Source organism: Ferruginibacter paludis (genome assembly GCF_030409685.1).
GTDB lineage: Bacteria > Bacteroidota > Bacteroidia > Chitinophagales > Chitinophagaceae > Ferruginibacter > Ferruginibacter paludis.
Genome location: NZ_JAUFQJ010000007.1, coordinates 375,299 through 397,904, shown reverse-complemented (window position 1 = coordinate 397,904; position 22,606 = coordinate 375,299). Strand labels below are relative to the sequence as shown.

Genomic DNA, 22,606 nt, shown 5'->3' with positions numbered 1-22,606 from the left:
CAGAATGAGCTCATTGCGAAAAAGAAAATGGCGTAAAGACTAAGAAATTATCCATTAACCAATTATCCATTAAACTAAAAGTCTTCCTGGCTTTCTTCGCCTGCGGCGGCATCTTCTTCTGTGCTTTCGGCGGCATTGCCATCTTCGTCCTCCTGGCTGAAACCCTCCAGCATGGCGGCGGCATTGAGATCGTATTTCTCTTCTACTTCGGCAAGACGTTTATCGATCAATCCTTTAGTGCCGTATTGAGAGGGTGCTATTCCTTCTGTACGGATGCACACGGGGTAAGTAAGTTTTTTATTTTCTTCCTTATCCACATTGATGAGCTCAACCATAAAAGTCCAGAACTTATTAAAGTCGTACACGTAAATAAACTTCTGATTGGGATCCTTAATTTCGGAACCCATGGTAACTTCCGTCATCATCAGCGGATCTACTTTGTAAACCTTGTCAGAGTATTTTTCCAGGGAAATTTCCCGGCCCCTCAACCAGTTATCGTTGCTGCGGTAAAAAGTGGCTTTGTGCTTATTATCAAACTCAAAACTTTTTAAAATAGCCAGGTGCAAATCCGCAAAATTTTGTGTGTGCTTGATCACCACATCTCTGTAAACGCTATCATCATCTTCCCAGTAAATTCTGAATTTTAGTATTGCCATGCTGTAAAATTACAAATTGAAAATGGAATAATAATATTTAATCATGCTTTATACAAAAGGCCCATACCGGTTGCTTTTTTAACCATAAAATTAAAAGCCGCCTCATATTCATTCGGAATTTCGCCTTCCAGAATGGCCTCCCTGATAGCATTTTTTAAATCCCCCACCATCCGGCCCGGTGGCAGGTTAAATGTTTGCATAATCATTTCGCCGGTTATCGGCGGCTGCCAGTTTCGCAACTGATCGCTGGCTTCTACTTCAGCACAACGCTCGCATACCATTTCAAAATTGTCCAGGTATCGTTTTACTTTTTGTTTGTTTTTGCTGGTGATATCGGCCCTGCATAAAGTCATCAGGGCATCAAAATCTTCTCCTGCATCAAAAAGCAACCTGCGTATGGCAGAGTCGGTTATATTTTCTTTTGTTAAACTGATAGGCCTTAAATGTAACTCAACCAGTTTCCGAACAAAACGCATTTTTTCATTTTGCGGCAGTTTTAGCTGCGCAAAAATTTTAGGCACCATTCTGCCTCCAACTACTTCATGCCCATGAAAAGTCCAGCCATGGCCCGGTTCAAATTTTTTTGTTGCGGGTTTTGCTATGTCGTGTAAAACGGCTGCCCATCTTAACCACAAATCGTTCGTATTTTCTGCTATATTGTCCACCACCTGCAGCGTGTGGTAAAAATTATCTTTATGCCCCTTTCCATCAATGTATTCGGCACCGGCGAGTAGTACCATCTGCGGAAAAATGATTTTCAGTAACCCGCTCTTATACAATAAGTCAAAACCAACTGAAGGCTTTTTGCACAACAGTATTTTATTTAACTCATCGGCTATGCGCTCTCCACTTACAATTTTAATGCGCTCTTTGTTCTCACCAATTGCATGAAAAGTTTTTTCTTCAATGCTAAAACCTAACTGGGCTGCAAATCGGATAGCACGCATCATCCGCAATGGATCGTCTATAAATGTTTGTGCGGGCGGCAGCGGTGTTCTGATGATCTTTTGTTCTATGTCACTGATTCCGTTAAAAGGATCCAGCAGATCGCCAAAATTTTCCCTGTTTAAACTAATGGCAAGCGCATTGATTGTGAAATCTCTTCTGTCCTGGTCGTCACTTAATGAACCTGCTTCTACCTGCGGTTTCCGGCTTTCATAAGAGTAGCTTTCTTTCCTTGCGCCCACAAATTCGATCTCGGTATCCTTTACTTTGATCTGTGCCGTACCAAAATTTTTAAAGTAATTCACCACAGGTTTGGGGCTGAATAAAACCGCCACAGCGTGCGCCAGCTCAATTCCATCGCCGGTGCAAACGATATCAATATCTTTCGTATTTCTACCAATTATGGAATCTCTGACAAAGCCACCAATTAAATAGCAGTCAACGTGCAAGCCTGCCGCAGCCTGTGCAATTTTTTTAAAGATTAACAGTTCTGTAGGAGAGCAATTAATATACATAATGCTGCGAAGATCGTTCAAATAGAAATTAAAAATAGTTATCGGTAAACTACCAGTTATTTCGATTCGGTTTTGAATTTTCAATTGGTTCAGTGTTCCGGCATCAATGTTGACTATATACAGCGCCATCAAAAATGTGCTGCAATCAGCCTGCATTTTGACAATTTGGCTTTATATTGAATAAATTATGGATAACAAATTTTTTATGCCCGGTTTGGAAGAGGAAATGGAGTTTATGCCGCTTATTCCACTAAATGAGGATGGCAGCGAAGACAACGACACACAGGCCATTCCGGAAGAATTACCCCTTTTACCCTTACGCAACACCGTACTGTTTCCAGGCATCGTTTTACCTATAACCGTTGGCAGGGATAAGAGTATAAAGGCTGTAACCGACGCTTACAAGGCTGACAAATTGATAGGTGTAATAGCGCAAAAAGACAGTACCGTAGAAGAGCCCACAGTAAGTGATTTGGAAGAAATTGGTACCGTCGCCAAAATAGCTAAAATGATCAAGATGCCCGATGGTGGAACAACTATAATCATCCAGGGTAAAAGGAGATTTAAGGTTGAAGAGATTATTTCGGAAGATCCCTATTTTAAGGCACGAATAAAAACGCTGGAAGAAGAAGTTTTGAAAGACGATAGTGATTTTGATGCAATGGTAGGAAGCATCAAAGATCTTGCTTCGCAGATTGTAAATATTTCTCCCAACCTGCCCAGCGAGGCAGCCATTATTTTAAAGAATATCGAGAACCCGTCCTTCCTGATTCATTTTGTCAGCAGTAATTTAAACAGTGATATCAAGGACAAACAGCGCTTGCTGGTGATCAATAATATTAAGGCAAGGGCAGAATTGCTGATGAACCTGATGCAGACCGAACTGCAATACACAGAACTTAAAAACAAAGTAACCAACAAGACACGGGCGGAACTTGATAAGCAGCAGAAAGAATATTTTTTGCAGCAACAGATGAAAGCCATTAAAGAAGAGTTAGGTGGCGACAATGTTGCAGAGGTAAAAGAAATGCTTAAAAAGGCAGAAACAAAAAAATGGCCCGTTGCTGCAAAGGAAATGTTTATTAAGGGTGCCGAGAAACTGGAAAGAATGCACCCCAGCACTCCGGATTATTCGGTAGTGTACAATCACCTTGACCTGATGTTGGACCTGCCGTGGGAAGATTACACTGCGGATAGTTACGACCTTAAAAAAGCCCGTAAAGTATTGGATCATGATCATTACGGAATGCATAAAATAAAGGAACGCATACTCGAATACCTGGCCGTACTAAAATTAAAGGGTGATATGAAGAGCCCCATTCTTTGCTTCGTAGGCCCTCCCGGAATTGGTAAAACAAGCTTGGGTAAAAGCATTGCGCATGCCATCGCCAGGAAATATGTAAGGGTAAGCCTGGGCGGCTTGCATGATGAAAGCGAAATACGTGGTCACCGCAAAACCTATATCGGCGCCATGCCCGGCCGAATTATTCAGTCTATCCGCAAAATAAAAAGCAGTAACCCGGTAATGATACTGGATGAAATTGATAAGGTAGGCAACGATCAACGTGGAGATCCGTCGTCTGCCCTTTTGGAAGTGTTGGATCCGGAACAAAACAATACCTTCTACGATAATTACCTGGAGTTGGAATATGATCTCAGCAAAGTGTTGTTTATTGCCACCGCTAATAACATCAGTAATATTCAACCGGCTTTAAGAGACCGTTTGGAGATTATTGACCTGAGTGGTTATGCTGTTGAAGAAAAAATTGAAATAGCCAAGCAACATTTAATTCCAAAGCAAAAAGAAGCGCATGGTTTAAAAAATGTAACAGTAAAAGCAAGTGATAAAGTAATTGAAAAAGTAATTGAAGATTATACCCGTGAAAGCGGCGTGAGGGACCTTGACAGGCAACTGGCTGCAGTGATGCGGAACCTTGCAATGCAGTATGCCACCAAAAATAAATTAAAACCTACCCTAACGTCCAACGATGTAGAACGCATTTTGGGTAAGCCGCGATTTAGCAACGAAATGTATAAAACAGCTAACATGGCCGGTGTGGCCGTTGGCTTGGCCTGGACCTATGTTGGCGGTGATATTCTTTTTATTGAAATCAGTTTAAGCGACGGTAAGGGCGAATTGAAAATGACTGGTAACCTGGGGAATGTAATGAAGGAAAGTGCATCTACAGCTTACACATGGCTTCAGGTAAATGCCAAGAAGCTGAATATTGATCCGGAGATGTTTAACAAAAAGAACGTTCATATTCACGTGCCGGAAGGAGCTGTTCCAAAAGACGGGCCCAGCGCAGGTATTACAATGATGACCGCATTGGCAAGCGCCTTTACCGGCCGCAGGATAAAATCGTACCTCGCCATGACCGGTGAGATTACCCTCCGGGGACAAGTATTACCGGTGGGTGGCATTAAAGAAAAAGTACTGGCGGCCAAACGCTCCGGCATAAAGGAAATCATCATGTGCTGGCAAAATGAAAAAGATGTGCTGGAGATAAATCCATCTTTTATCAAAGGCACTAAATTTCATTATGTAAAAACAATGCAGCAGGTGCTGGACATTGCTTTATCATAGTGTTACATTAACAAGATAAAATTGCTTTAACATATTTTTTTAAAATATGAGCAAACCATTTACAACCATCCTACGTATGTAGTGTTGTATAAGTATCAACATAATAATGTTGGTTGTTTTAAGGGTTAAGAAAATTCCCGCCGGCTCTCCGGTGGGAATTTTTTTTGCAGCATTTTGCAGATGGAGGCGATTCAGGCTTTTACACCTTCAAGAAAATCTTTCAGTGAAATATTGACGATGTGATTCCATCCTTCCATAAAATTCTTTTTGTCAAAATCAGGATTATCTTGCGGAAACGTTTCCAGGCCGGTATGGGTAAGTTTAAGCAACGTCTTACTCCCCTTTTCAGTCAATTCAAACGTTACAATCGAATTACCTGGATAACCATCATACCGCCAGCTATACGCCAATATTTTTTCAGGTACAACATCGGTTATTTCGCAAAGATGCCTGTATTGTATTCCATCGGGCCTTCCGCCCATAAACTCGAATTGAAAACCCTTCTCTGGTTTAAATTCCAGAAGATCGAAATACCATTTTTTCATTTCATCTTTATCTGTAAGTGCTTTCCATACTGTTGCAACAGGAGCATCAAACAAACGCTCCGTTACGACTGACTCAGTATTCATATACTTAAATTTATTGAATGAGTGAATTATAATGCATGTTTGGCTTGATAGAATTGATCAAGAAATTTAGCCAGCTTTTCTACATTCTGTTTAAGTCCCTCATCTGCTTTAAAGGTTTTAACTACCTGCTCAAACTGTTCTGCAGTTTCAAAAAGCATGTGCCATTCCAGCAATGTTTGTTTACCTTTTTCCGTGAAAGTGATGGTAGCCAAAAATTTTGGAGCAGACACATGTTCGTACACAATCCGTTCCGGTTCTATTACTTCCCTGAAAATACTTTTGTTTTTATAATCAGTTCCATCCGGCCCGTGCATCACCAGGTTCCACTCCCCGCCCGGCTTCACATCCATTGTATTTATTGTATTCGAAAATCCTTCCGGACCCCACCAGTTGGCTATGTGTTCAGGATTAGTCCATATTTCCCAAACAAGTTCCCTTGGTGCATTCAGCAGACGTGATACTAATAATTCACGGCCGGCAGTACTATTACTTTTTTTGTTTGCTTCCATGTTGATGTATGTTTGATTTTGTTTGCAATTCAGTTAAATAATTTTCCAGGCTATCCAGCTTAGCCTCCCAGAATTTGCGGTATTGATCTACCCATTTGGATATCTCTCCCAACTTGTACAGTTTCACCTCACAAAACCTGTCCCGCCCCCGCTGCTCAATTACAATCAGCCCGCATTCAGCTAATATTTTAATGTGTTTTGAGATGGCTGGCCGGCTGATTGGAAAGTTTTCTGCCACTGCATTCAGATTTAATTTTTTATTGGCAAGCAGGTGAATAATTTCCCTGCGTGTTGGGTCCGATACCGCCTGAAAAACATCTCTTCTCATGAGTTAACTATTATGTAACCGTTCGGTTACAAATTTATAAGCAACAGTTTATTTATGCAACTTTTTTTGCTGCTTTTTTTAAAACAATATAAAAGAGGAGTAATACAATGTTTCAATGAATAGTTGGTGAATTAACTTTAGCTTTCAAAAAACTGTCGTGCGAAAAAATACATTTCTCCTTTTCTTTTTTATACTATTCAAACTCTGCATGCATTTATGGTTAATCCATCCTGCGTATGAGTTGCACCGGGATGAATACCTGCACCTTGACCAGGCAAGGCATTTGGCATGGGGTTACGATTCTGTTCCGCCATTTACTTCCTGGATCTCATGGATTATTATGCAACTGGGCAATGGTGTTTTTTGGGTAAAGTTTTTTCCGGCCCTTTTTGGAGCGCTTACCATGACAGTTGTATGGAAAACAATTGAAGCGCTTAAAGGCAATTTGTTTGCTTTGGTATTGGGCGCTTCAGCTTTGCTTTTTTCAGGCATGGCAAGATTAAATATTCTATTTCAGCCTAATTCAGCCGATGTACTTTTTTGGACCTTGTTCTATTATACCATCGTTCAGTTTATCAGTACTGAAAATAGAAAATGGCTGATGAAAGCGGCCATAGTATTTGCTTTCGGTTTCTTAAACAAGTATAATATTGTGTTTCTGGTATTGGGTATGTTGCCTGCCATCTTACTTACCCCTTACAGAAAAATATTCTTGTCAAGGCAATTGTATTGGTGTGTGTTGGTTGCGCTGTTGCTTGTTTCGCCCAATATTATCTGGCAGATACAAAATCATTTTCCTGTTGTACATCATATGCAAACCCTGGCCTCCACCCAACTGGTACATGTAAACCGCAGTGATTTTCTAAAAGAACAAATCCTGTTCTTTGCCGGTTCATTGTTTGTTTTGCTGGCGGCTTTTATTTCATTTTTTACTTATCCCCCATTTTACAAATACCGGCTGTTTTTTGGGTCATTCCTTTTTACGTTGCTGCTGTTTGTATTCTTTAAGGCAAAGGGCTATTATGCAGTTGGATTGTATCCAATTCTGCTGGCTTTTGGCGCAGTATATCTCGAAAAAATATTAACCGGCGGCTGGCGATATTACCTTCGGTCGCTTGCCATTGCCATACCTTTATTGCTTTTTATACCGATGATAAAAATTGCTTTTCCGCTGCAGCCACCCGCGGTTATACAACAAAATGCAGCAAGATATAAAGCGCTGGATTTATTAAGATGGGAAGATGGAAAAGATCATGCGCTGCCGCAGGATTTTGCCGACATGCTCGGCTGGAAAGAGCTTGCATTTAAAGTGGACAAGGCGTTTGAGCAGATTGCTGACAGCAGCCACACGCTGGTGCTCTGCGAAAATTATGGAGAAGCAGGCGCCATCAACTACTACTCCGCTCATAAAAATATATCAGCCGTTATGCTGGAAGGCGATTACTATAAATGGTTTTTAGATGATGCCAGGCTGCTCAAAAATATTGTACTTGTAAAAGATATTGGTAACCCAGATACAGCGCTTACAAAGGAAAGACAGCTGTTTAAAACAGTGTTGCCTGCAGGAGCAATTGAAAATAACTATGCCCGGGAACAAGGCACGCGTATTTTTGTTTTAAAAGAGTATGTGGACTCAATGCTGTTAAAAGAGAAAATTATAGCGCTCCGAAACAGTCAATAATTATTGCAACAACTTTCATTCATCTGAAATTTATGGCAAATATTGATCAATTTAAAAAACTGGCACTGTCTTTCGCAGAAACGGAAGCAGCACCGCATTTCGATAAAACGGCTTTTCGTTTTAAGACAAAAATATGGGCTACGCTGGATGAAACAGAACAAGTGGCTTGTTTTAAGTTATCGCTGAAAGAACAATCTGTATTCTGTGCTTTTGACAATTCCATTATTTATCCGGTAAAAAATAAATGGGGATTGCAGGGATGGACATTGGTTGATTTAAGAAAAATAAGATTGGGCATGTTGAAGGATATTGCATCTGTGGCTTACAATGAAATGATACAAGGAAAAAGTAAACCAAATAAAAAAGATTGAACCACACGCTTTTTTTAGCGAACCGAAAGCTTACCGGCGTAAATTGTAGGTGTATAACACATGAAGGAAAAAAGGCAGGACATACAATATTTTTTATTCAGCCAGTATCTGTCGGATGGTATCCGCACTACGCTGGAAATTATTTTACCATCGGTTATTTTCGCCCAGTTTCACCGGCTGGACCTGGGGCTGATAATGAGTACGGGTGCGCTTTGCGCCAGCATGGCTGATGGCCCTGGGCCAGTAGAGCATAAACGGAACGGAATGCTTTATTGCATTCTTTTTACTTTTTTAATGACGCTGGTTACGGGGCTTGTAAATACCAACATTATTTTAATGGGGTTGCTGGTGTTAGTGTCCTCCTTCTTCTTTACCATGTTTTCCGTATTCGGCAACAGGGCAGCTTCGCTGGGCACAGCTGCATTATTAATTATGGTTTTGAGGATGGATAGAATCAGTACTCCGTTGAATGTTTTGCTGGAAAGCTTACTGGTAGTTGCAGGTGGGTTTTGGTACCTGCTCACAGCGTTGCTATTCTTCAGACTATATCCCTATCGTCCAAGCCAACGCCTGCTCGGAATTTGCCTGCATGAAACCGCCCGGTATTTAAAGATAAAATCCGCCCTGTATGAAAGCAGCAGCAATATATCGGATGAGTACCGCAAACTAGTAGCACAGCAGGTTGTTGTAAATGAGAAACAGGATGAATTAAGGGAGCTTTTGTATAAGAACAGGGAGATGATGAAAGACCCTACAGACACAGGAAAACTGCTGATGGTAACCTTTGCGGATGTAGTTGACTTGTTTGAAAACATCATGGCCACCTGGTACGATTACGCATTGCTGAGAGAACGTTTTGGTAACACAGGCTTGCTGAATGATGTTTCCATTATTATTCAAAATCTGGCAGATGAAATTGACCGGATGGGGCTTGCGATTCAGTCAAACAACAGTTACAAAACACAATACCTTTTATTACCGGCACTTAACGAGCTGAAGGCAAAAATTGATGGGCTGGAAGATAATGGCAACAGTCATTTGGTATTAAAAAAGATATTGGTCAACATCCGTAACCTGGGGGAAAGAACTGATGAGCTGATGAATTATTTTAAGGCAGGCAGTGCAGAAAAAAAGCCTGTGCGGACGGACACAGATTATGCAAGATTTGTTTCGCACCAAGTAATAAGTTCCCGTGAATTTTTCAGCAATTTCACGCTGCAATCATCTGTGTTCCGCCACTCGCTCAGGATGATGATTACCTGTATAACCGGTTTTATTATCGCAAAATTGCTGCCCAATGCACATCATGGCTACTGGATTTTATTAACCATCATCGTGATTTTAAAACCCGGCTTTAGTCTTACCAAACAGCGCAATCTCGAAAGATTATTTGGAACTGTTGCAGGCGGCATTATCGGCGTCTTGTTTATTTATTTTATACACGACCGCGACGTGCTTTTTTCTCTCATCATCATTTTTATGCTGGTTACTTACACCTTTATCAGGGTAAACTATGTTGTGACGGTTATTTTTATGACGCCTTATATCATTATTCTTTTTAACTTACTGGGAATAGGTTCTGTCGCGGTTGCAGAAGAACGGTTGCTTGATACTGCCATCGCTTCTGTACTGGCTTTTGCGGGCAGCTATTTTTTATTTCCGCATTGGGAATCTGTACAACTGGAGAACTATATGATAAGCGTATTAAAGGCAAACCGTGATTATTTGCAACAGCTATTGTCTTTTTTTTCAGGTAAGAAGCCTTCCGCAATTGAATATAAATTGGTTAGAAAACAGTTGTACATCAGCTCGGCCAACCTCTCCGCTGCATTTCAGCGCATGTTGTCTGAGCCCAAAAGCAAGCAACGCAGCAGTCAGCATATTTATGAATTTGTTGTATTGAACCACGTGCTGTCAAGTAATATCGCAAGCCTTACGGCAAGTATGATCAATAAAGAAGTCGAGCCGGTATGTTCAAAAGAAATTGTGTTGCCCGTAAAAAAAAGCATTACCATTTTAAAACAAAGCCTTCAGCAATTGGATCATACAGCAGAGGAAGAAGAGATAACAATTCCAAAAACAATTACTTCTGCCGCAAATCAGACCGATAAGCAATTGACCGAGCAACTCAATTTTATTTATAAAGTAAGCGGAGATATTGGAAAAATTACTACAGAAATATCGAAACAAAACGATTGATGGAGTTATTGCTTTTCTTTCGGTGGACCTGACGAGGACTCCTTAAATTGGACTAAAAAAGACAGTCTGTAGAAGGATTTAAAAAATAGGGCCGGATAGAAATCCAGCCCGCTTTAAAATCCAATATCCTATGAAAAACCAAGGTATAAACGCCTGTTTGCTGATTAAATTGCAGCAGTTTGAATATTCAGTAAAGTATTTTATTAGAGCAGGTTAAAATAAGATCACCTGTTTTGTTTGGGAAACAGATTCCCCAAAACAATGTTTTAAGATAAAGAAGAGAATAGAGACAGTTAAGGAGCTGGTATAGAAATTAATTACAAAACGGAAAGACTTAAAATTGCAAGTGGTTGATATTGTTGTCACAACGCGTAAAAAAATAAGGCCGGATAGAAATCCAGCCCGCTTTAAAATCCAATATCCTATGAAAAACCAAGTTATAAACGCAGGTCCGCTGTTTAAATTGCAGCCCAACTAAAATAAATGCTAGAAATGTTGAAATAATTTGTGCTTAAGGCACGTCAAAAATTAAATACTGAGAGTGAAAGTGGCTTACAGGTTCAAGGTGGAGATTTGTCAACCATTTCATTTTACCATCATGCCAGTAGTCAAAATATTTTTCCAGTGATACCATCACTTTTCCGTGCACCGGTTGCTGTGGCTCAAATTGAATATCGGGATGTTTATCCAGGTACTCCTTCGCTAAAATCCAGCCTTCCTGGAAGTATATGTTGGCGTCGCCGAAAATTTTGAAAGCCTCTTTTTTATTATAAATAAATTCATTGGTATAAGGTAAAAAATGAGGGAAATAACTTGCGACAGACAGACCTTCCCAAATTAAAAGAGTACAGGTTATTGATATAAATAATTTCGTTTTTAAATAGTATAGATTACTGACAAGACTGCCGCAAAAGATAAAAAGTAAGGGCAGCAGGAACAGTACGTTTTTAATACCGAGGTACATAGTATTGAAAAGACTAAAACTTATAAAAATAAATGCCACAGGCAATAACAAAAAAAATTCGTTGTGCATAAACAAGGATCGTTTTCTATTAATCCAATATGCTGCAATGGCGGCAAAAAAAATGATAAGAAATGGAATGGGTAGTTTATATAAAAAACAGATGCTATAGTAATACCAAATACGTTGCCCTGTAAAGGCTTTTCCCAAAAATGTCCCCGATCCATAAGAGGACAATCCGTCAATTCCTGGTGGTGTTTCAGCATTAAAAGAAACATAATCAAATCCCAAAACATACGGCTCCGGCAATGGCATTGGTACTGCATTTGCAAAAGAAAATTGTTGTTGCAAATTTTTAAATTTTGAAGAAATAAAATGATATTCTTTAAGCGTTTTACCGGTATTGTTAAATAAAAATCCGGTATTTATGACTAACAGGGATATGATGGCAATAATAAAAGTTTGTCTGAATAAAATCCATATTTTTTTCCTTAATAAAAGTTTATCCTGGTACACCTGTAGCATTAAAAAACCGATAACAACCGGGTACAAAAGCAACAAAGACTGCTTGCTTATCTGCCCTATACCGAGTACCAACGCCACAAACAACAAGTATGTCGTTTGGCGGGTTTTATTAAATTGCCATGCATAATAACAGGTAGCAGTACACAGTAAAAAGCTGTATACGTCTGTGCTTACCATTTGAGAATGCGCCAATATATTTGGACAAAGCATGTACAACGTCAGTGAAAAAGCACCTCCCCCTTTACCATATAGCTTTGTGCTCCATACCAACACATAACAGGCCAGCAGCAGAGCGGAAATAACTGAGAATATTCTGCCAACGGTTACATCAGTAAGCGTTTGTTGTGCATTGTGTTTTAATGCCGGATTTAATAATTGTGGGATTGCTCTGGTTAATGCATTAATGGCAACAATGGGCATCTGGCTATTGTAAACCGGAACACCGTTCGCCAATTTTTTTTGTGGTTCATTTTTTAAAATATTGATCCCATAGTTATAATAGTTGGATTCGTCTCCGGTTACGCTTAGCCGGGTAATGCAATAGAAATTACACGCGGCGTACAAAAGTAACATGGTAATTATCGTTGGCCTGTAATATGTACTACCGGTATTAAACACCCTGCACTATCTTTTTATAAATAGAAAAATATTGGCTGCCAACAGTATTGTAACTATAAAGCGCCGCCGCCTTTTGTGCAATGGCAGGTTGGTTGTAGGTTGAATATTGATCGATCATTTTTTGCATGGCATTTACCAATTGCTCAACATTTTCACTTTCTACCAAAATACCATTTGTTTCATTAACAACTTCTGCGATGCCACCAACCCTGCTGCTGATCACGGGCAGTCCACAACACAGCGCTTCCAGTATAACACAGGGCAGGTTTTCAAAGCGACTAAACAATAATAAAGCAGATGACTGCCGCATGGCATCTGCTACCGCTGAATAGGCTATCACTGGTCTGAAAAATACAACCTGATCCAACAAACCCAGTCGCCTTGCGTTTTCCACAAGCATTGCATTGTTACTGCCTATCATCTGCAGTTCAAAACGGTACCCTTTATTTTTTAGTTGCAGGCACGCCTGCAAAATGTCCTCCGGATTTTTTTGATACGTCATTACCGAGGGATGGATAAAACGGAATACGTCAGACGGGAGTGGCTGATAATAGAATAGATTGGTGTCCGCTACATTCGGTACCGGCAAATAATTAACAGAAACAAAATTTTTGCTCACCGTTTCACCAAGGTCTTTTGTAACTGGTAAAAATAAATCTGCCTGCTTTAAAATTTTTTTGTTTAACCACCGGTACACAAAACCCGAATCATAAACAGATGGCTTACTTTGCCGATAGTAACCTGTCCAGTGCTCAGTTACCACGTATGGTAGTTCGATTTTTTTTTTCAGCAACAGCGCCAATAATCCTGCTTTCATAGCTACCTGCACGTGAATGAGAGATGGTCTGCCCTCCTCATTTTGGATACGCTGAAACAACTTTCGTTGCAGGAAAAAATATTGCTTTACTGAAAAAATACTTTCAATTAAGGGAGGCCACTTTGATTTTCCATAGTAGCACCGGTATACAGTTAAATTACCACCGGTTGTTTTTTCAATTTCAACTTTTCCTGCAGGCAATAATTCATCTTTTAAAACCGCCAGTACCGTCACTTTTGCATAGTGACTTACAGCTTGCGCATGCCTTTCAATAAAGTCACCTGTAAAGGCATCCCGCCGGCCAGGATACCAGCTCACAAGCCATACAACATGCATCATATAGTTTCATTTTTTGTTATCGAAAATATTGCCATGATGCAGTCTCCGTTAAAAGGATATTGCTTTAAAACAGTATTGATGACGGTATGCTGCAGGTAGAACATTCCAAAATGCAACTGTTGCAGCTGAAACCTTTTATCATCAAACAGTTTACATAAAGTGTAGGGCGAAAAATACCAATGGTGGTCCGGGTGAATTCCTTCTGTTTTATTAAGGCTTGAGGCCAGGCTATCCAGCCCGGTATAGTTTGGTACTGTTACCAAAACCCTGGTACCGTTGCTGAAACTGTTATACAAAATATCAACTGCCTTTGCAGGATTGGCAAGGTGCTCCAGGACCTCGGATAATAAAATAAGTTCAGGATGAAAGGTAAGTATCTGTAATGGATAATGATCAGTAATATCACCCAATATTACATTGTCATCGCCCGTAGCTTTGCAATATTCAGCCAGGGCTTCACTACTGTTATCCAGGCCAAGCAATAATTTTGTAACCGGCTTCACCTGCAGATGGAGCAATATGCCATCGTTCACTCTTTGCCGCGTAAACGGGTGATCAGTAAAGCCAATATGCAATACATTTTTATCCCTGCATTGTTCCACGATAAAATCTACCCGGTTAAATATGGAAACATTTTTAACCGGTATGTGTTGCAGCCATCCTGCACCTTCTCCACTAATGCGGTATTTTAAACTACGTTTTAGCATGCCCATGGCCAGCCAGGTAACGCCCCATTGTATTTTACTTTTTATTTTCAAGTTACTTTGTATGTAGATGGAAGGATAAACTTTTTGCACTGGCTTGAAATATATTTTACTTCCTTCTTTTGAAACACGAAAAAAGCTTTTGCAGTACAGTTAAATTTTACTTTGAATAACCAAACCAGGTAAACGCAGCAGGCTATATAACCAATACTGCTTGCCGCGGCGGCGGCATTAATTCCATAAGAAGGTATTGCCAGTACATCACCTGCAACAACCACAATCAGCGCCACCAAAGCAGCCATCAAGTTTGCTTTCAGCATTCGCCTTCCGCCCAGGTGGGCCGCCAGCACCGTAACAATACTAAGTGCGAAAAAGCCTGGCATGTACAACAACAATGCAACGTACATCAGGTTAAACCCATCGCCAAATACCCAGGGCAACACCCAATAGCCCGTTAAAACAATCACCAGGGTTACAGGGAAAAAGATGAATGTAATGGCCCTGCACAGCTGCTGTACTTTGTTTACACTCATAGCATCGCTACTGCCGGCGCTGTACGGAAAAACCAGGCTGCCGATAATGGAAGGAACTAATATCAGCAACTGTCCGAATTTTGAAACCTGGATATAGTTGCTTAAGGCAGCAGGGCTGCAATATTGCTGAACAAAATAATAATCAATCCTTATCACAAAAAAAAACAGTGTATTGCTCAAAAACGCAACAGACGAATAGGTAAACATTTCTTTTACAACAGGAAAAACTGCTTCAGCTGTTGTTGTATTTTTCTTCGTACTGAATAATATAGCTCCAACTAAAATCGCGGCCAGCACAGCGATTCCCCCAATGTACACAAACTGGCAAATTTCCGTTTTGCTTTTCGCTTCCCAATGTCCGCACCATAAAAAAAGCAAGCCCAAAGCAGTAACGAAATTGACGCAGCATATAATTACATTGAGAGCGATAAACCACTTTTTGGCATAGAAAAAAGCGGAAAAGTAAATGATAACCAGGCTGCTAACAATAAAAAGCAACGACATAAGATAACTGAATGTAAGTTGCATATACTTCAGTACAACTAAAGCAATTGCCGCTTGTAAAAATAACAACGGCAAAATAAAAAATAGAATAGCTGATATTATATGGCTGTCTTTGCTGGCAAAATAAGTAATGCCGGATTCAAGACACCAGCTTAACAACAGTACCATCAAAGACAGCTCTGTAATGGTGTAGAAAAAACTGCCGCTAGCTGCCACACCAAGTAAATGAACCAATAGCAAATTGACTAAAAATACCAATACAGTATTGATCATTTTCCATGCGATGGTATGTTTCAGAATCGTATTAAAATGCATATTTTGCTACACCATTGTATTAAAATTTGATACAAAAATTGTGCATGCAAAGTACTAAAAGCTGGCAACAGTTAATTGTATTCTCTTTTTTCATCCAGCGGGAAAGCAGAAAAATAGAAACAGCCGGTAAAAACCAGCCAGATGAAATAATAAATTTGCATTACAAAATAATCGGCCAACAAAAAGGTGCAAAATACAATGATCAAAAGACGGTCGTATTTGCGGGTAAATAACCCCACTGCAAAAAGCAGTTCGGCAGCAGTACCTGTTATATAAAAAATAAAGGCGGTTGTTTTATGGTTGATTAAAAAGTAAATGAATTGAGTAAACCCATTTCTATTGCTGCTTACAAGATATATGCCATGCTGTTTTAGCAATATTCCCGACATCTGTTCAACATTAAAAACTGCACCGCTGGCAATTTTTTCAACCGCGGCTGCAACAAACATGGTGATGAAGAGAAGGCGTACAATATGCAGGTAATAATAAAATTTCTGCACAGAGGTTGCAGATAAAATTAACGGAATTAATATCCAGCTCATGAAACCCTGCATACTAACGTAGCTAATGGAAGTAAAAAAAATGGCATATACAATAGTAAAAACAATTGTCGCTGTTGCAATAACTGGCTTGGCCTTAAAACTGCGCAGGTTTGCGATAGTTAGTAATACTGGAAGTAGCAGGTATACAACGTCCAGGACTATGCGCAACCAGTACGATTTTATTAACCAGTGCTGCAGGTTGGTTAACATTAGCAGGTTCCTGGTAAAATCCAGGCCGTTTAAAAAAAATACAGGATTGAGTGTAGAGAACAATAAACCATTCCACCAAAACCAGGCATAGTTCATCAAAAAACATAACAGGTAAAACCAGCTAAATTGTTTGATATGTTTTTCAGAAAGCGACAATACCGTTTAATTTTACAGGTGAAGCAACCGGTGTTAACCTTCCGTTTTGCAAAACAAATTTTTGTTGAAAAGCCGACAGGTGAATAATTTTTTCTCCTGTTATTCTTTCTGCCAGTTGCGTGTACCACTCAGTAAACTGTTGATCGGTAACTGTATTGGTGTAGTATTCTTTTTTCATCCACTGCCCCACCCCTGCCTTGTTTAATATCCTTTGCATGGTAGTAAAAAACAGTTCATTTGTCTGTTGCTGACGTGCATAGTTTTCCAGGGAAACCTGCAGCTGATCTCTTCCCGAAACCGATAACTGCGAGAAATCGACAGGCTGATTATTGATAAATAAGCGAACGATATTTTGGGTGTCGCCAAGGTGATAGTTTTCGCTAAACATAGCATACTGTAAGATGGGGGTTGCCACGGCGCCCTGCTTGACATTTAAAAAAAACCACAATAAAATAAACAACAAAAAAGCCAGAGTAACTTTTTTATTATATAACCACAAGTCTTTTAAAAACATACTGGTAGGTTTATTTGCCCGCGCAAAAATACTTCATTGTTAAGTATAGCTGTCAGATATTAAACCTTTAATTTTTTTGTGTCGCGGTGAGTGTTAATTTTAATCGTTAATATTAATGATATGGCCATACTTCGCAAACTAAATACAAAAGCCACTGCCCAGATCAATACTGGATTTGGAATTAATACGTCTGATTACGGGGGCCGCTTTATCAACAAAAACGGTATGCCCAATATTGAGAAAAGAGGCATCGGTTATTTCAACCGTATCAGCTGGTACCACACCATGCTGCAGCTGCCCCGTTGGAAATTTCTCTGCATCATCCTGTTGTTTTATATGCTCATGAACTTTGTGTTTGCTATTATTTATTTTAGTATTGGCATTGACCATTTGGAGGGCATTATTGCCAATAACCTGTGGGAGAAATTTGGCGAAGCCTATTTTTTCAGTGCACAAACCTTTACCACTGTTGGTTACGGACGCATCAGCCCGAGAGGGTTTGGAGCAAGTACGGTGGCGGCCATAGAGGCATTGATAGGCTTGCTTAGTTTTGCCCTGGCCACCGGTTTGTTTTATGGACGTTTTTCAAAACCCAAAGCCTATGTGCGCTTTAGTGATAATGCAGTGCTGGCACCTTTTAATAACGGCCTGGCAATTATGATGCGGGTAGCTTCCTACAAAAACAATAACCTGATAGATGCGGAAGCAAAAGTAACTGCAGGAATTATTATGGAAGAAAATGGAGTTCCAAAAAATAAATTTTATTCTTTGGATCTGGAATATGACAAGGTAAACGCACTTACGCTCAGCTGGACAATCGTTCATCCCATTACAGAAAACAGCCCGTTTTATAGATTTACTGCAGACGATTTTGCCAATGCAAAAGGTGAAATTTTGATTTTTTTTAAGGCCTTTGATGATATGTTCAGCAATACAGTGGCGGCAAGATCATCTTATACTTTACAGGAACTTGTGATTGGTGCTAAATTTGTGCCCATGTATCACCGCGATAATGAAAAAGACACGACCGTTTTAGAACTGGATAAATTAAATACCTACGTTCCGGCAGATATCAGTCATGCCTGGCAAATTGAAACAAAAGAACAAAGCCTGCAGTAACAGGCCGCTTCAAACTACTTTTTATTAGAAAATTTTTTCTCAGAAAAGAATGCGGACACTAAGGAAACTGGTAGAAAGTTCTTGTCCGGTTTACTTTCACATCCCTTAGGATGGCAGATTTAGGGCTGATGGAAATATTAAAGAACCGGTATTTACCCACTGGAGAAATATTAATAGCCATTTGCCAGCAATGCATTTCGCGGGCAATCGACATGGAGAGGGTACCCAACTGCTTTTGAGTTATGTTATAATAACCATTTATGCCCAGCTGCCATTTTTCTGTAAGCTTTAAAGTAGAGTTCCAGTTCACATTCTGATCCAGGTTATTTTTAAAACCAATTTTGGCTGACTGAAATACTTTACTAAACTGCAGGGAATACGAAAAACTCAATGACCAGGGAAGGCTGAAATCTGTAAACTCCGCGGGGTTGTTAGCCATATAAGCCATTTCAGTCTGGTACTCATCCAGTGGCATGCCGGTATTTTGATTGATCATCTGGTTAGGGTTATTCTGTACCGGTGTCTTCTTTTTAGATTGATCACCTCCCTGGAATTGGGTTGAAAGGGATACACTTCCACTCACCAATCTGCCCAGCGTTGGCTTCTTGGTCCAGAGTAATTTATTAATTGTACGGCCATTTGAAGGGTCAACATCGTAAGGATCGAGCGTAGCACTGGTAGTAATATTGATCTTATTAAACAGATTGGTACGGGCACTAACACTAAAGGTGCTGAATCTCAAAGTATCTTTTAAAAAGTTATAGCTACCGTTAAAGCTAAACCCATCTATCAATGTAACTTTTTTTGTGGCACCTGCTGCGGTATCTGCTTTATTGCGCAGTTTCATCTGCACGTTGTTATCTATATTGAAACTTAGCCCTCCAAATTTACCTTCTCCAAATGCTCCGTATAAACTGTTGGAGTACAATGACACTCTGTTGTAATAGTTATGTGATGTGTCGTTTTTAAGTAGATAATAAGAACCACCACTTAAATCTGGCTTATAACTGATACTTATGGAAGGTCTAATTTCATGGCGAATAGCCTGCACAGCAGCATTTTTACCAAATGTAAACGAACCAAAAATACGGGTAGAAAGGCTTAGGCTGAATGCCATATCCCTCGCTGCATAAAAGCCTTTATTATGTACAGTGTCCATTTTATTATGTATGGAATCAAAGTTCTGACGCAGTTGTTCCTGGTACCACTTTTCAGAATAACTGATGCCGGGGGAAATTTGTACCGGACCTATTTGAGGTAATGACAAAGATATGGGCACATTGTGTGTGGCACCCCATTGCAGGTGATCAAAAATCTGTTTACCGATATTCAGTTTGCTGACTGAAGTATCATCTGAAAAATAAGTTTGGCTTTTAGCATTTGAGTTTAAAGCTACCCCGATATTTTCATACCATTTGAGTGTACCAACCGGTTCTTTTCTTCTGAATGGATACAAGGTTTGCAGGTTGAACGTTAAATCAGGCAACGTTACGTTGATCGTTTTATTATTGGTATTTTGCGAGTGGTTGGCATTGATAGAAATATTAAACGGCTTATCCTTCCAGGTTCTGGCGTAAGCAATGGAAGAGCTTAACTGGTTTTGAAAATTTCTGGCAGGACTATTGGGAACATACTGGTTAAATTTACTGCTACCTGCATTTACATTTGCGCTAAAAGTAACGCCTGGCCTGGATTTGGTGTCAGCGCTATGTGTCCAACGTACATTAAACACATTTCCTGTTGAAAAATCCGGATCGCCTTTAAAATTATATTTTACATGGTTAAAATCGAATGAAAAATTCCCTGAGTAGTGGTAACGCTTGTAATACCGCGGACTGATATTGAACATGTAGCCCCCATAAGAATATAATGTTCCCCTGGTAGTTATATCCCAGTTATCGTTTAACACTTTATAATAACCAAGGCCTTCCAATGCCAAACCAAATTGGTCGTTGGCATTAAAGGTAGGTGCCAGTATGCCGGAATGCCTGCCTTGTGCCAAAGGAAAAATACCAAACGGTAAAACAATGGGAATGGGTACCCCCTCAAATTCTGGATGAACAGGACCGGTAATGGCAAATTTGTTGGCCCTGAATTTTATTTTTTTACTGACAAATGCAAAATGTGGAGTATCCAGGTTACACGTGGTAAACCTTCCCCGGAAGGCATAAAAATCAGATGTATTGATCTTCTTCATCCGCTCCCCGTAAATATACATCTCACCCTGCTGGGTGTAAGTGCCCTTGGTAATGCCTTTGCCATTCTTCATGTTAAAGCCAATGGTGTCACTCACCATTTTAGAGTCCCCTTGTTTCAACGTTGGAAAAGATATTACCTTACCGGCACTGTCCTTTTTTAAAGAGGCCGTTACTAAATTTGTTTTCTGATCAAATATAATTACGGGCGCTTCCAGATTATTATCCTGGTATACTGTAGTAGATTTTTTTCCATACAAAGTGATTTTTTTGCCGGGCACATCCATCACCATTGAATCATCTGCATGGTACGTTACCGGGGCGCTCAAGGAATCCTTTGACATTTTTGCGTAGATGGTATCTGCCTTCACGGGGTTGGAAGTATCGGCGCCATTAAAATGAACTGAATCAGCAACAGGTGTAGCCATGGAATCTTTAAGACCCGGCGCTGCAACCTGCACTTTTGGAATTGAATCTTTAACAACAACAGGCCTGGATTTTACAACACGCTTCGACTTGGGAACAGTGTCGCTAGTTAAATTTTTGTAAAAGCCGGGTAATGCAAACATCTTATACCCCGGCATAAGCGTTACTGCAGTAAGTAAGGCCAGTGCCATAGATGCCAATATATTTTTTGCCTTACCTTTGTGCTTGTTATTCATTGCAGTTGTGCGCAAAAATAATGATATTAGGCACAACAATGTGTGAAGAAAGTCTTATAATTACTAACCCAGAATAAACCCGGTAGAATATGCTCAAAACGAATTTTGTGATTAAGGTATTTGCAGTAGTAATTTGTATGTGTTCCCTTTCTGCAATTGCTCAAACACAAAAAAGAATTAAAACAATCATCGTAGATGCGGGTCATGGTGGCAAAGATTTTGGAGCGCACGGAGGATATGAAGGCGGGTTGAATTCCTATGAGAAAAATGTAACCCTGGAAATAAGTAATAAGCTGGTAGCTGAGTTAAGAAAACAATTACCGGATGTAAAAATAGTTCCTACAAGAACAACCGATATTTATCAATCTCCTCCGGAAAAAGCAAATATTGCCAATGAAAACCATGGCGATTTGTTTCTGTGTATCCATGCAGATGCAGTGAATCTTAAAACAGGCAGAAGGCAGATAGGTACCCATCAGGAAACAAGGTACCATGTTAAATACAAAGGCAAAGGAAGAAGGCGACAAAAAATTTCTACCCCATATACGGTTACTGTTCCAACCTACGAATATTATAAAATAGGCAGCCAGCGCAACGGTACCAGCATTTGGCTTTTTGCGGCACATAAAACAAGCGAAAAGTTAAAAGCGGTGATGAATAATGAGGATATACAAATTGAATCTGGCATTGACAGCGCCTATAACACCATTGATTTCGATTCGCCGGAAGGACGAATTAAAGCAAAAATTTATGCGGACCGTTACCAGAAAAAAAGTATAAAACTGGCTACGCTTGTGGATGAAGAAATAGATAAAACAGACCGTCCTGCGTTGGGACTTAACCAGCGCCAGGTGGGTATTTGGGTATTACAGGCTACCAATATGCCGGCCATTTTAATTGAAACAGGTTTTATAACTAACCATGATGATGAGCGATACATCAACAGCGAAAAAGGCCAGCAGGAGTTGGCAGAATGTATCACAAGGGCTGTAAAAAAATATAAAGAAGAAATAGATCATACTTCAGCAGCAGCAGTTGCCAAAGCCGCAGAAAACAATGAGCCAGCGGAAAAATATACCGACAGGGCGAAAAATGTTTTAAAAAGAATTGATTTAACCCAGTCTGACTTTAAGGTTGATTTATATGATGATGGTGATATTGACGGCGATATTGTTTCTGTATATTATAATGGTAAAAATATTCTTAGCAATAAAAAATTAACGGAAAAGCCTTTGTCCCTTAACCTCTCAGCCGATCCTGACAAAACTGAAAATGAGCTGGTAATTTATGCTGAAAATGAAGGCAGCATAGCTCCCAATACCGCGTTGATGATAGTTACAGAAGGCAACACCAGGACGGAAGTACGCATTACAGCTGATGCGAAAAAAAATGGCGTAGTGTTGTTTACAAAAAAATAACGATTCGTTGCCGCGGGTCCGTCAGGTAATTATTCCCTATTTTTACGTTTAAAC

Annotated in this window: 18 protein-coding genes; 6 read left to right on the top strand and 12 right to left on the bottom strand. The window is 39.9% G+C overall.

All coding sequences use genetic code 11. The features are described from left to right. Positions 1 to 74: 74 nt before the first annotated feature. On the bottom strand, positions 75 to 656 hold the full coding sequence (locus tag QWZ08_RS15080) for an IS1096 element passenger TnpR family protein (RefSeq protein ID WP_290338291.1): 582 nt from the start codon (positions 654 to 656) through the stop codon (positions 75 to 77). Positions 657 to 697: 41 nt separating this feature from the next. Then, positions 698 to 2,272, bottom strand: a complete 1,575-nt coding sequence (locus QWZ08_RS15075) for a CCA tRNA nucleotidyltransferase (protein ID WP_290338290.1) — start codon at positions 2,270 to 2,272, stop codon at positions 698 to 700. Between the two features lie 31 nt (positions 2,273 to 2,303). Here QWZ08_RS15075 and lon point away from each other — a divergent pair, with 31 nt between their 5' ends. Next, positions 2,304 to 4,703, top strand: coding sequence for an endopeptidase La (gene lon, locus QWZ08_RS15070; protein ID WP_290338289.1), 2,400 nt, complete (start codon positions 2,304 to 2,306; stop codon positions 4,701 to 4,703). Positions 4,704 to 4,894: 191 nt separating this feature from the next. Here lon and QWZ08_RS15065 read toward each other — a convergent pair whose 3' ends face one another. From QWZ08_RS15065 to QWZ08_RS15055, 3 genes are read right to left on the bottom strand one after another with little or no spacing between them, the layout of a single operon-like run. Continuing rightward, the gene (locus QWZ08_RS15065; RefSeq protein ID WP_290338288.1) at positions 4,895 to 5,332 is read right to left on the bottom strand and encodes an SRPBCC family protein; all 438 of its coding nucleotides are present in this window, start codon (positions 5,330 to 5,332) and stop codon (positions 4,895 to 4,897) included. Between the two features lie 26 nt (positions 5,333 to 5,358). Next, on the bottom strand, positions 5,359 to 5,841 hold the full coding sequence (locus QWZ08_RS15060) for an SRPBCC family protein (protein WP_290338287.1): 483 nt from the start codon (positions 5,839 to 5,841) through the stop codon (positions 5,359 to 5,361). After that, a complete protein-coding gene (locus tag QWZ08_RS15055; protein WP_290338286.1) occupies positions 5,819 to 6,169 on the bottom strand; it encodes an ArsR/SmtB family transcription factor in 351 nt (116 codons plus the stop codon). The genes QWZ08_RS15060 and QWZ08_RS15055 overlap by 23 nt, the downstream gene beginning before the upstream one ends. Before the next feature lie 208 nt (positions 6,170 to 6,377). On the opposite strand from QWZ08_RS15055, the gene QWZ08_RS15050 reads away from it, so the two are divergent. Genes QWZ08_RS15050 through QWZ08_RS15040 form a run of 3 tightly spaced genes read left to right on the top strand, consistent with a single transcriptional unit; the run spans position 6,378 to position 10,420 of the window. Then, on the top strand, positions 6,378 to 7,850 hold the full coding sequence (locus tag QWZ08_RS15050; protein ID WP_290338285.1) for a glycosyltransferase family 39 protein: 1,473 nt from the start codon (positions 6,378 to 6,380) through the stop codon (positions 7,848 to 7,850). Between the two features lie 32 nt (positions 7,851 to 7,882). Beyond that, positions 7,883 to 8,221 (top strand): MmcQ/YjbR family DNA-binding protein, encoded by a 339-nt coding sequence (locus tag QWZ08_RS15045; protein ID WP_290338284.1) that lies wholly within the window; start codon positions 7,883 to 7,885, stop codon positions 8,219 to 8,221. A gap of 60 nt (positions 8,222 to 8,281) precedes the next feature. Further along, positions 8,282 to 10,420, top strand: coding sequence for an FUSC family protein (locus tag QWZ08_RS15040; RefSeq protein ID WP_290338283.1), 2,139 nt, complete (start codon positions 8,282 to 8,284; stop codon positions 10,418 to 10,420). A gap of 511 nt (positions 10,421 to 10,931) precedes the next feature. Here QWZ08_RS15040 and QWZ08_RS15035 read toward each other — a convergent pair. From QWZ08_RS15035 to QWZ08_RS15010, 6 genes are all read right to left on the bottom strand, one after another. Continuing rightward, positions 10,932 to 12,479: an ArnT family glycosyltransferase gene (locus tag QWZ08_RS15035; protein WP_290338282.1), complete on the bottom strand. Its 1,548-nt coding sequence runs from the start codon at positions 12,477 to 12,479 to the stop codon at positions 10,932 to 10,934. Between the two features lie 37 nt (positions 12,480 to 12,516). Next, positions 12,517 to 13,680 (bottom strand): glycosyltransferase, encoded by a 1,164-nt coding sequence (locus tag QWZ08_RS15030; RefSeq protein ID WP_290338281.1) that lies wholly within the window; start codon positions 13,678 to 13,680, stop codon positions 12,517 to 12,519. Further along, positions 13,677 to 14,438 carry a methyltransferase domain-containing protein gene (locus tag QWZ08_RS15025; protein WP_290338280.1) on the bottom strand — a complete coding sequence of 254 codons (762 nt, stop codon included), beginning with the start codon at positions 14,436 to 14,438 and terminating at the stop codon, positions 13,677 to 13,679. Before QWZ08_RS15025 ends, QWZ08_RS15030 begins: the two co-directional genes overlap by 4 nt. Then, positions 14,435 to 15,736, bottom strand: a complete 1,302-nt coding sequence (locus tag QWZ08_RS15020; protein WP_290338279.1) for a lipopolysaccharide biosynthesis protein — start codon at positions 15,734 to 15,736, stop codon at positions 14,435 to 14,437. Before QWZ08_RS15020 ends, QWZ08_RS15025 begins: the two co-directional genes overlap by 4 nt. 71 nt (positions 15,737 to 15,807) lie before the next feature. Next, complete coding sequence (locus QWZ08_RS15015; protein WP_290338278.1) at positions 15,808 to 16,644, bottom strand: hypothetical protein; 837 nt, start codon at positions 16,642 to 16,644, stop codon at positions 15,808 to 15,810. Further along, positions 16,631 to 17,158: a hypothetical protein gene (locus tag QWZ08_RS15010; protein WP_290338277.1), complete on the bottom strand. Its 528-nt coding sequence runs from the start codon at positions 17,156 to 17,158 to the stop codon at positions 16,631 to 16,633. Before QWZ08_RS15010 ends, QWZ08_RS15015 begins: the two co-directional genes overlap by 14 nt. Positions 17,159 to 17,278: 120 nt before the next feature. On the opposite strand from QWZ08_RS15010, the gene QWZ08_RS15005 reads away from it, so the two are divergent. After that, entirely contained in the window at positions 17,279 to 18,277 is a 999-nt protein-coding gene (locus QWZ08_RS15005; protein WP_290338276.1) for an ion channel, read from the top strand. Positions 18,278 to 18,335: 58 nt separating this feature from the next. Here the strand turns inward: QWZ08_RS15005 and QWZ08_RS15000 are convergent, their stop codons facing one another. Continuing rightward, positions 18,336 to 21,134 (bottom strand): putative LPS assembly protein LptD, encoded by a 2,799-nt coding sequence (locus QWZ08_RS15000; protein ID WP_290338275.1) that lies wholly within the window; start codon positions 21,132 to 21,134, stop codon positions 18,336 to 18,338. A gap of 89 nt (positions 21,135 to 21,223) precedes the next feature. On the opposite strand from QWZ08_RS15000, the gene QWZ08_RS14995 reads away from it, so the two are divergent. Continuing rightward, the gene (locus QWZ08_RS14995; RefSeq protein WP_290338274.1) at positions 21,224 to 22,552 is read left to right on the top strand and encodes an N-acetylmuramoyl-L-alanine amidase family protein; all 1,329 of its coding nucleotides are present in this window, start codon (positions 21,224 to 21,226) and stop codon (positions 22,550 to 22,552) included. Positions 22,553 to 22,606: the final 54 nt, after the last annotated feature.

Excerpts from the sequence above, each read along its gene's own strand:
- QWZ08_RS15040 (WP_290338283.1), top strand. The coding sequence starts at position 8,282 with ATGAAGGAAAAAAGGCAGGACATACAATATTTTTTATTCAGCCAGTAT.
- QWZ08_RS15020 (WP_290338279.1), bottom strand. The coding sequence starts at position 15,736 with ATGCATTTTAATACGATTCTGAAACATACCATCGCATGGAAAATGATC.
- QWZ08_RS15030 (WP_290338281.1), bottom strand. The coding sequence starts at position 13,680 with ATGATGCATGTTGTATGGCTTGTGAGCTGGTATCCTGGCCGGCGGGAT.
- QWZ08_RS15065 (WP_290338288.1), bottom strand. The coding sequence starts at position 5,332 with ATGAATACTGAGTCAGTCGTAACGGAGCGTTTGTTTGATGCTCCTGTT.
- QWZ08_RS15075 (WP_290338290.1), bottom strand. The coding sequence starts at position 2,272 with ATGCAGGCTGATTGCAGCACATTTTTGATGGCGCTGTATATAGTCAAC.
- QWZ08_RS15060 (WP_290338287.1), bottom strand. The coding sequence starts at position 5,841 with ATGGAAGCAAACAAAAAAAGTAATAGTACTGCCGGCCGTGAATTATTA.
- QWZ08_RS15045 (WP_290338284.1), top strand. The coding sequence starts at position 7,883 with ATGGCAAATATTGATCAATTTAAAAAACTGGCACTGTCTTTCGCAGAA.
- QWZ08_RS15035 (WP_290338282.1), bottom strand. The coding sequence starts at position 12,479 with ATGTTACTTTTGTACGCCGCGTGTAATTTCTATTGCATTACCCGGCTA.
- lon (WP_290338289.1), top strand. The coding sequence starts at position 2,304 with ATGGATAACAAATTTTTTATGCCCGGTTTGGAAGAGGAAATGGAGTTT.
- QWZ08_RS15000 (WP_290338275.1), bottom strand. The coding sequence starts at position 21,134 with ATGAATAACAAGCACAAAGGTAAGGCAAAAAATATATTGGCATCTATG.
- QWZ08_RS15080 (WP_290338291.1), bottom strand. The coding sequence starts at position 656 with ATGGCAATACTAAAATTCAGAATTTACTGGGAAGATGATGATAGCGTT.
- QWZ08_RS15055 (WP_290338286.1), bottom strand. The coding sequence starts at position 6,169 with ATGAGAAGAGATGTTTTTCAGGCGGTATCGGACCCAACACGCAGGGAA.
- QWZ08_RS15050 (WP_290338285.1), top strand. The coding sequence starts at position 6,378 with ATGCATTTATGGTTAATCCATCCTGCGTATGAGTTGCACCGGGATGAA.
- QWZ08_RS15010 (WP_290338277.1), bottom strand. The coding sequence starts at position 17,158 with ATGTTTTTAAAAGACTTGTGGTTATATAATAAAAAAGTTACTCTGGCT.
- QWZ08_RS14995 (WP_290338274.1), top strand. The coding sequence starts at position 21,224 with ATGCTCAAAACGAATTTTGTGATTAAGGTATTTGCAGTAGTAATTTGT.
- QWZ08_RS15005 (WP_290338276.1), top strand. The coding sequence starts at position 17,279 with ATGGCCATACTTCGCAAACTAAATACAAAAGCCACTGCCCAGATCAAT.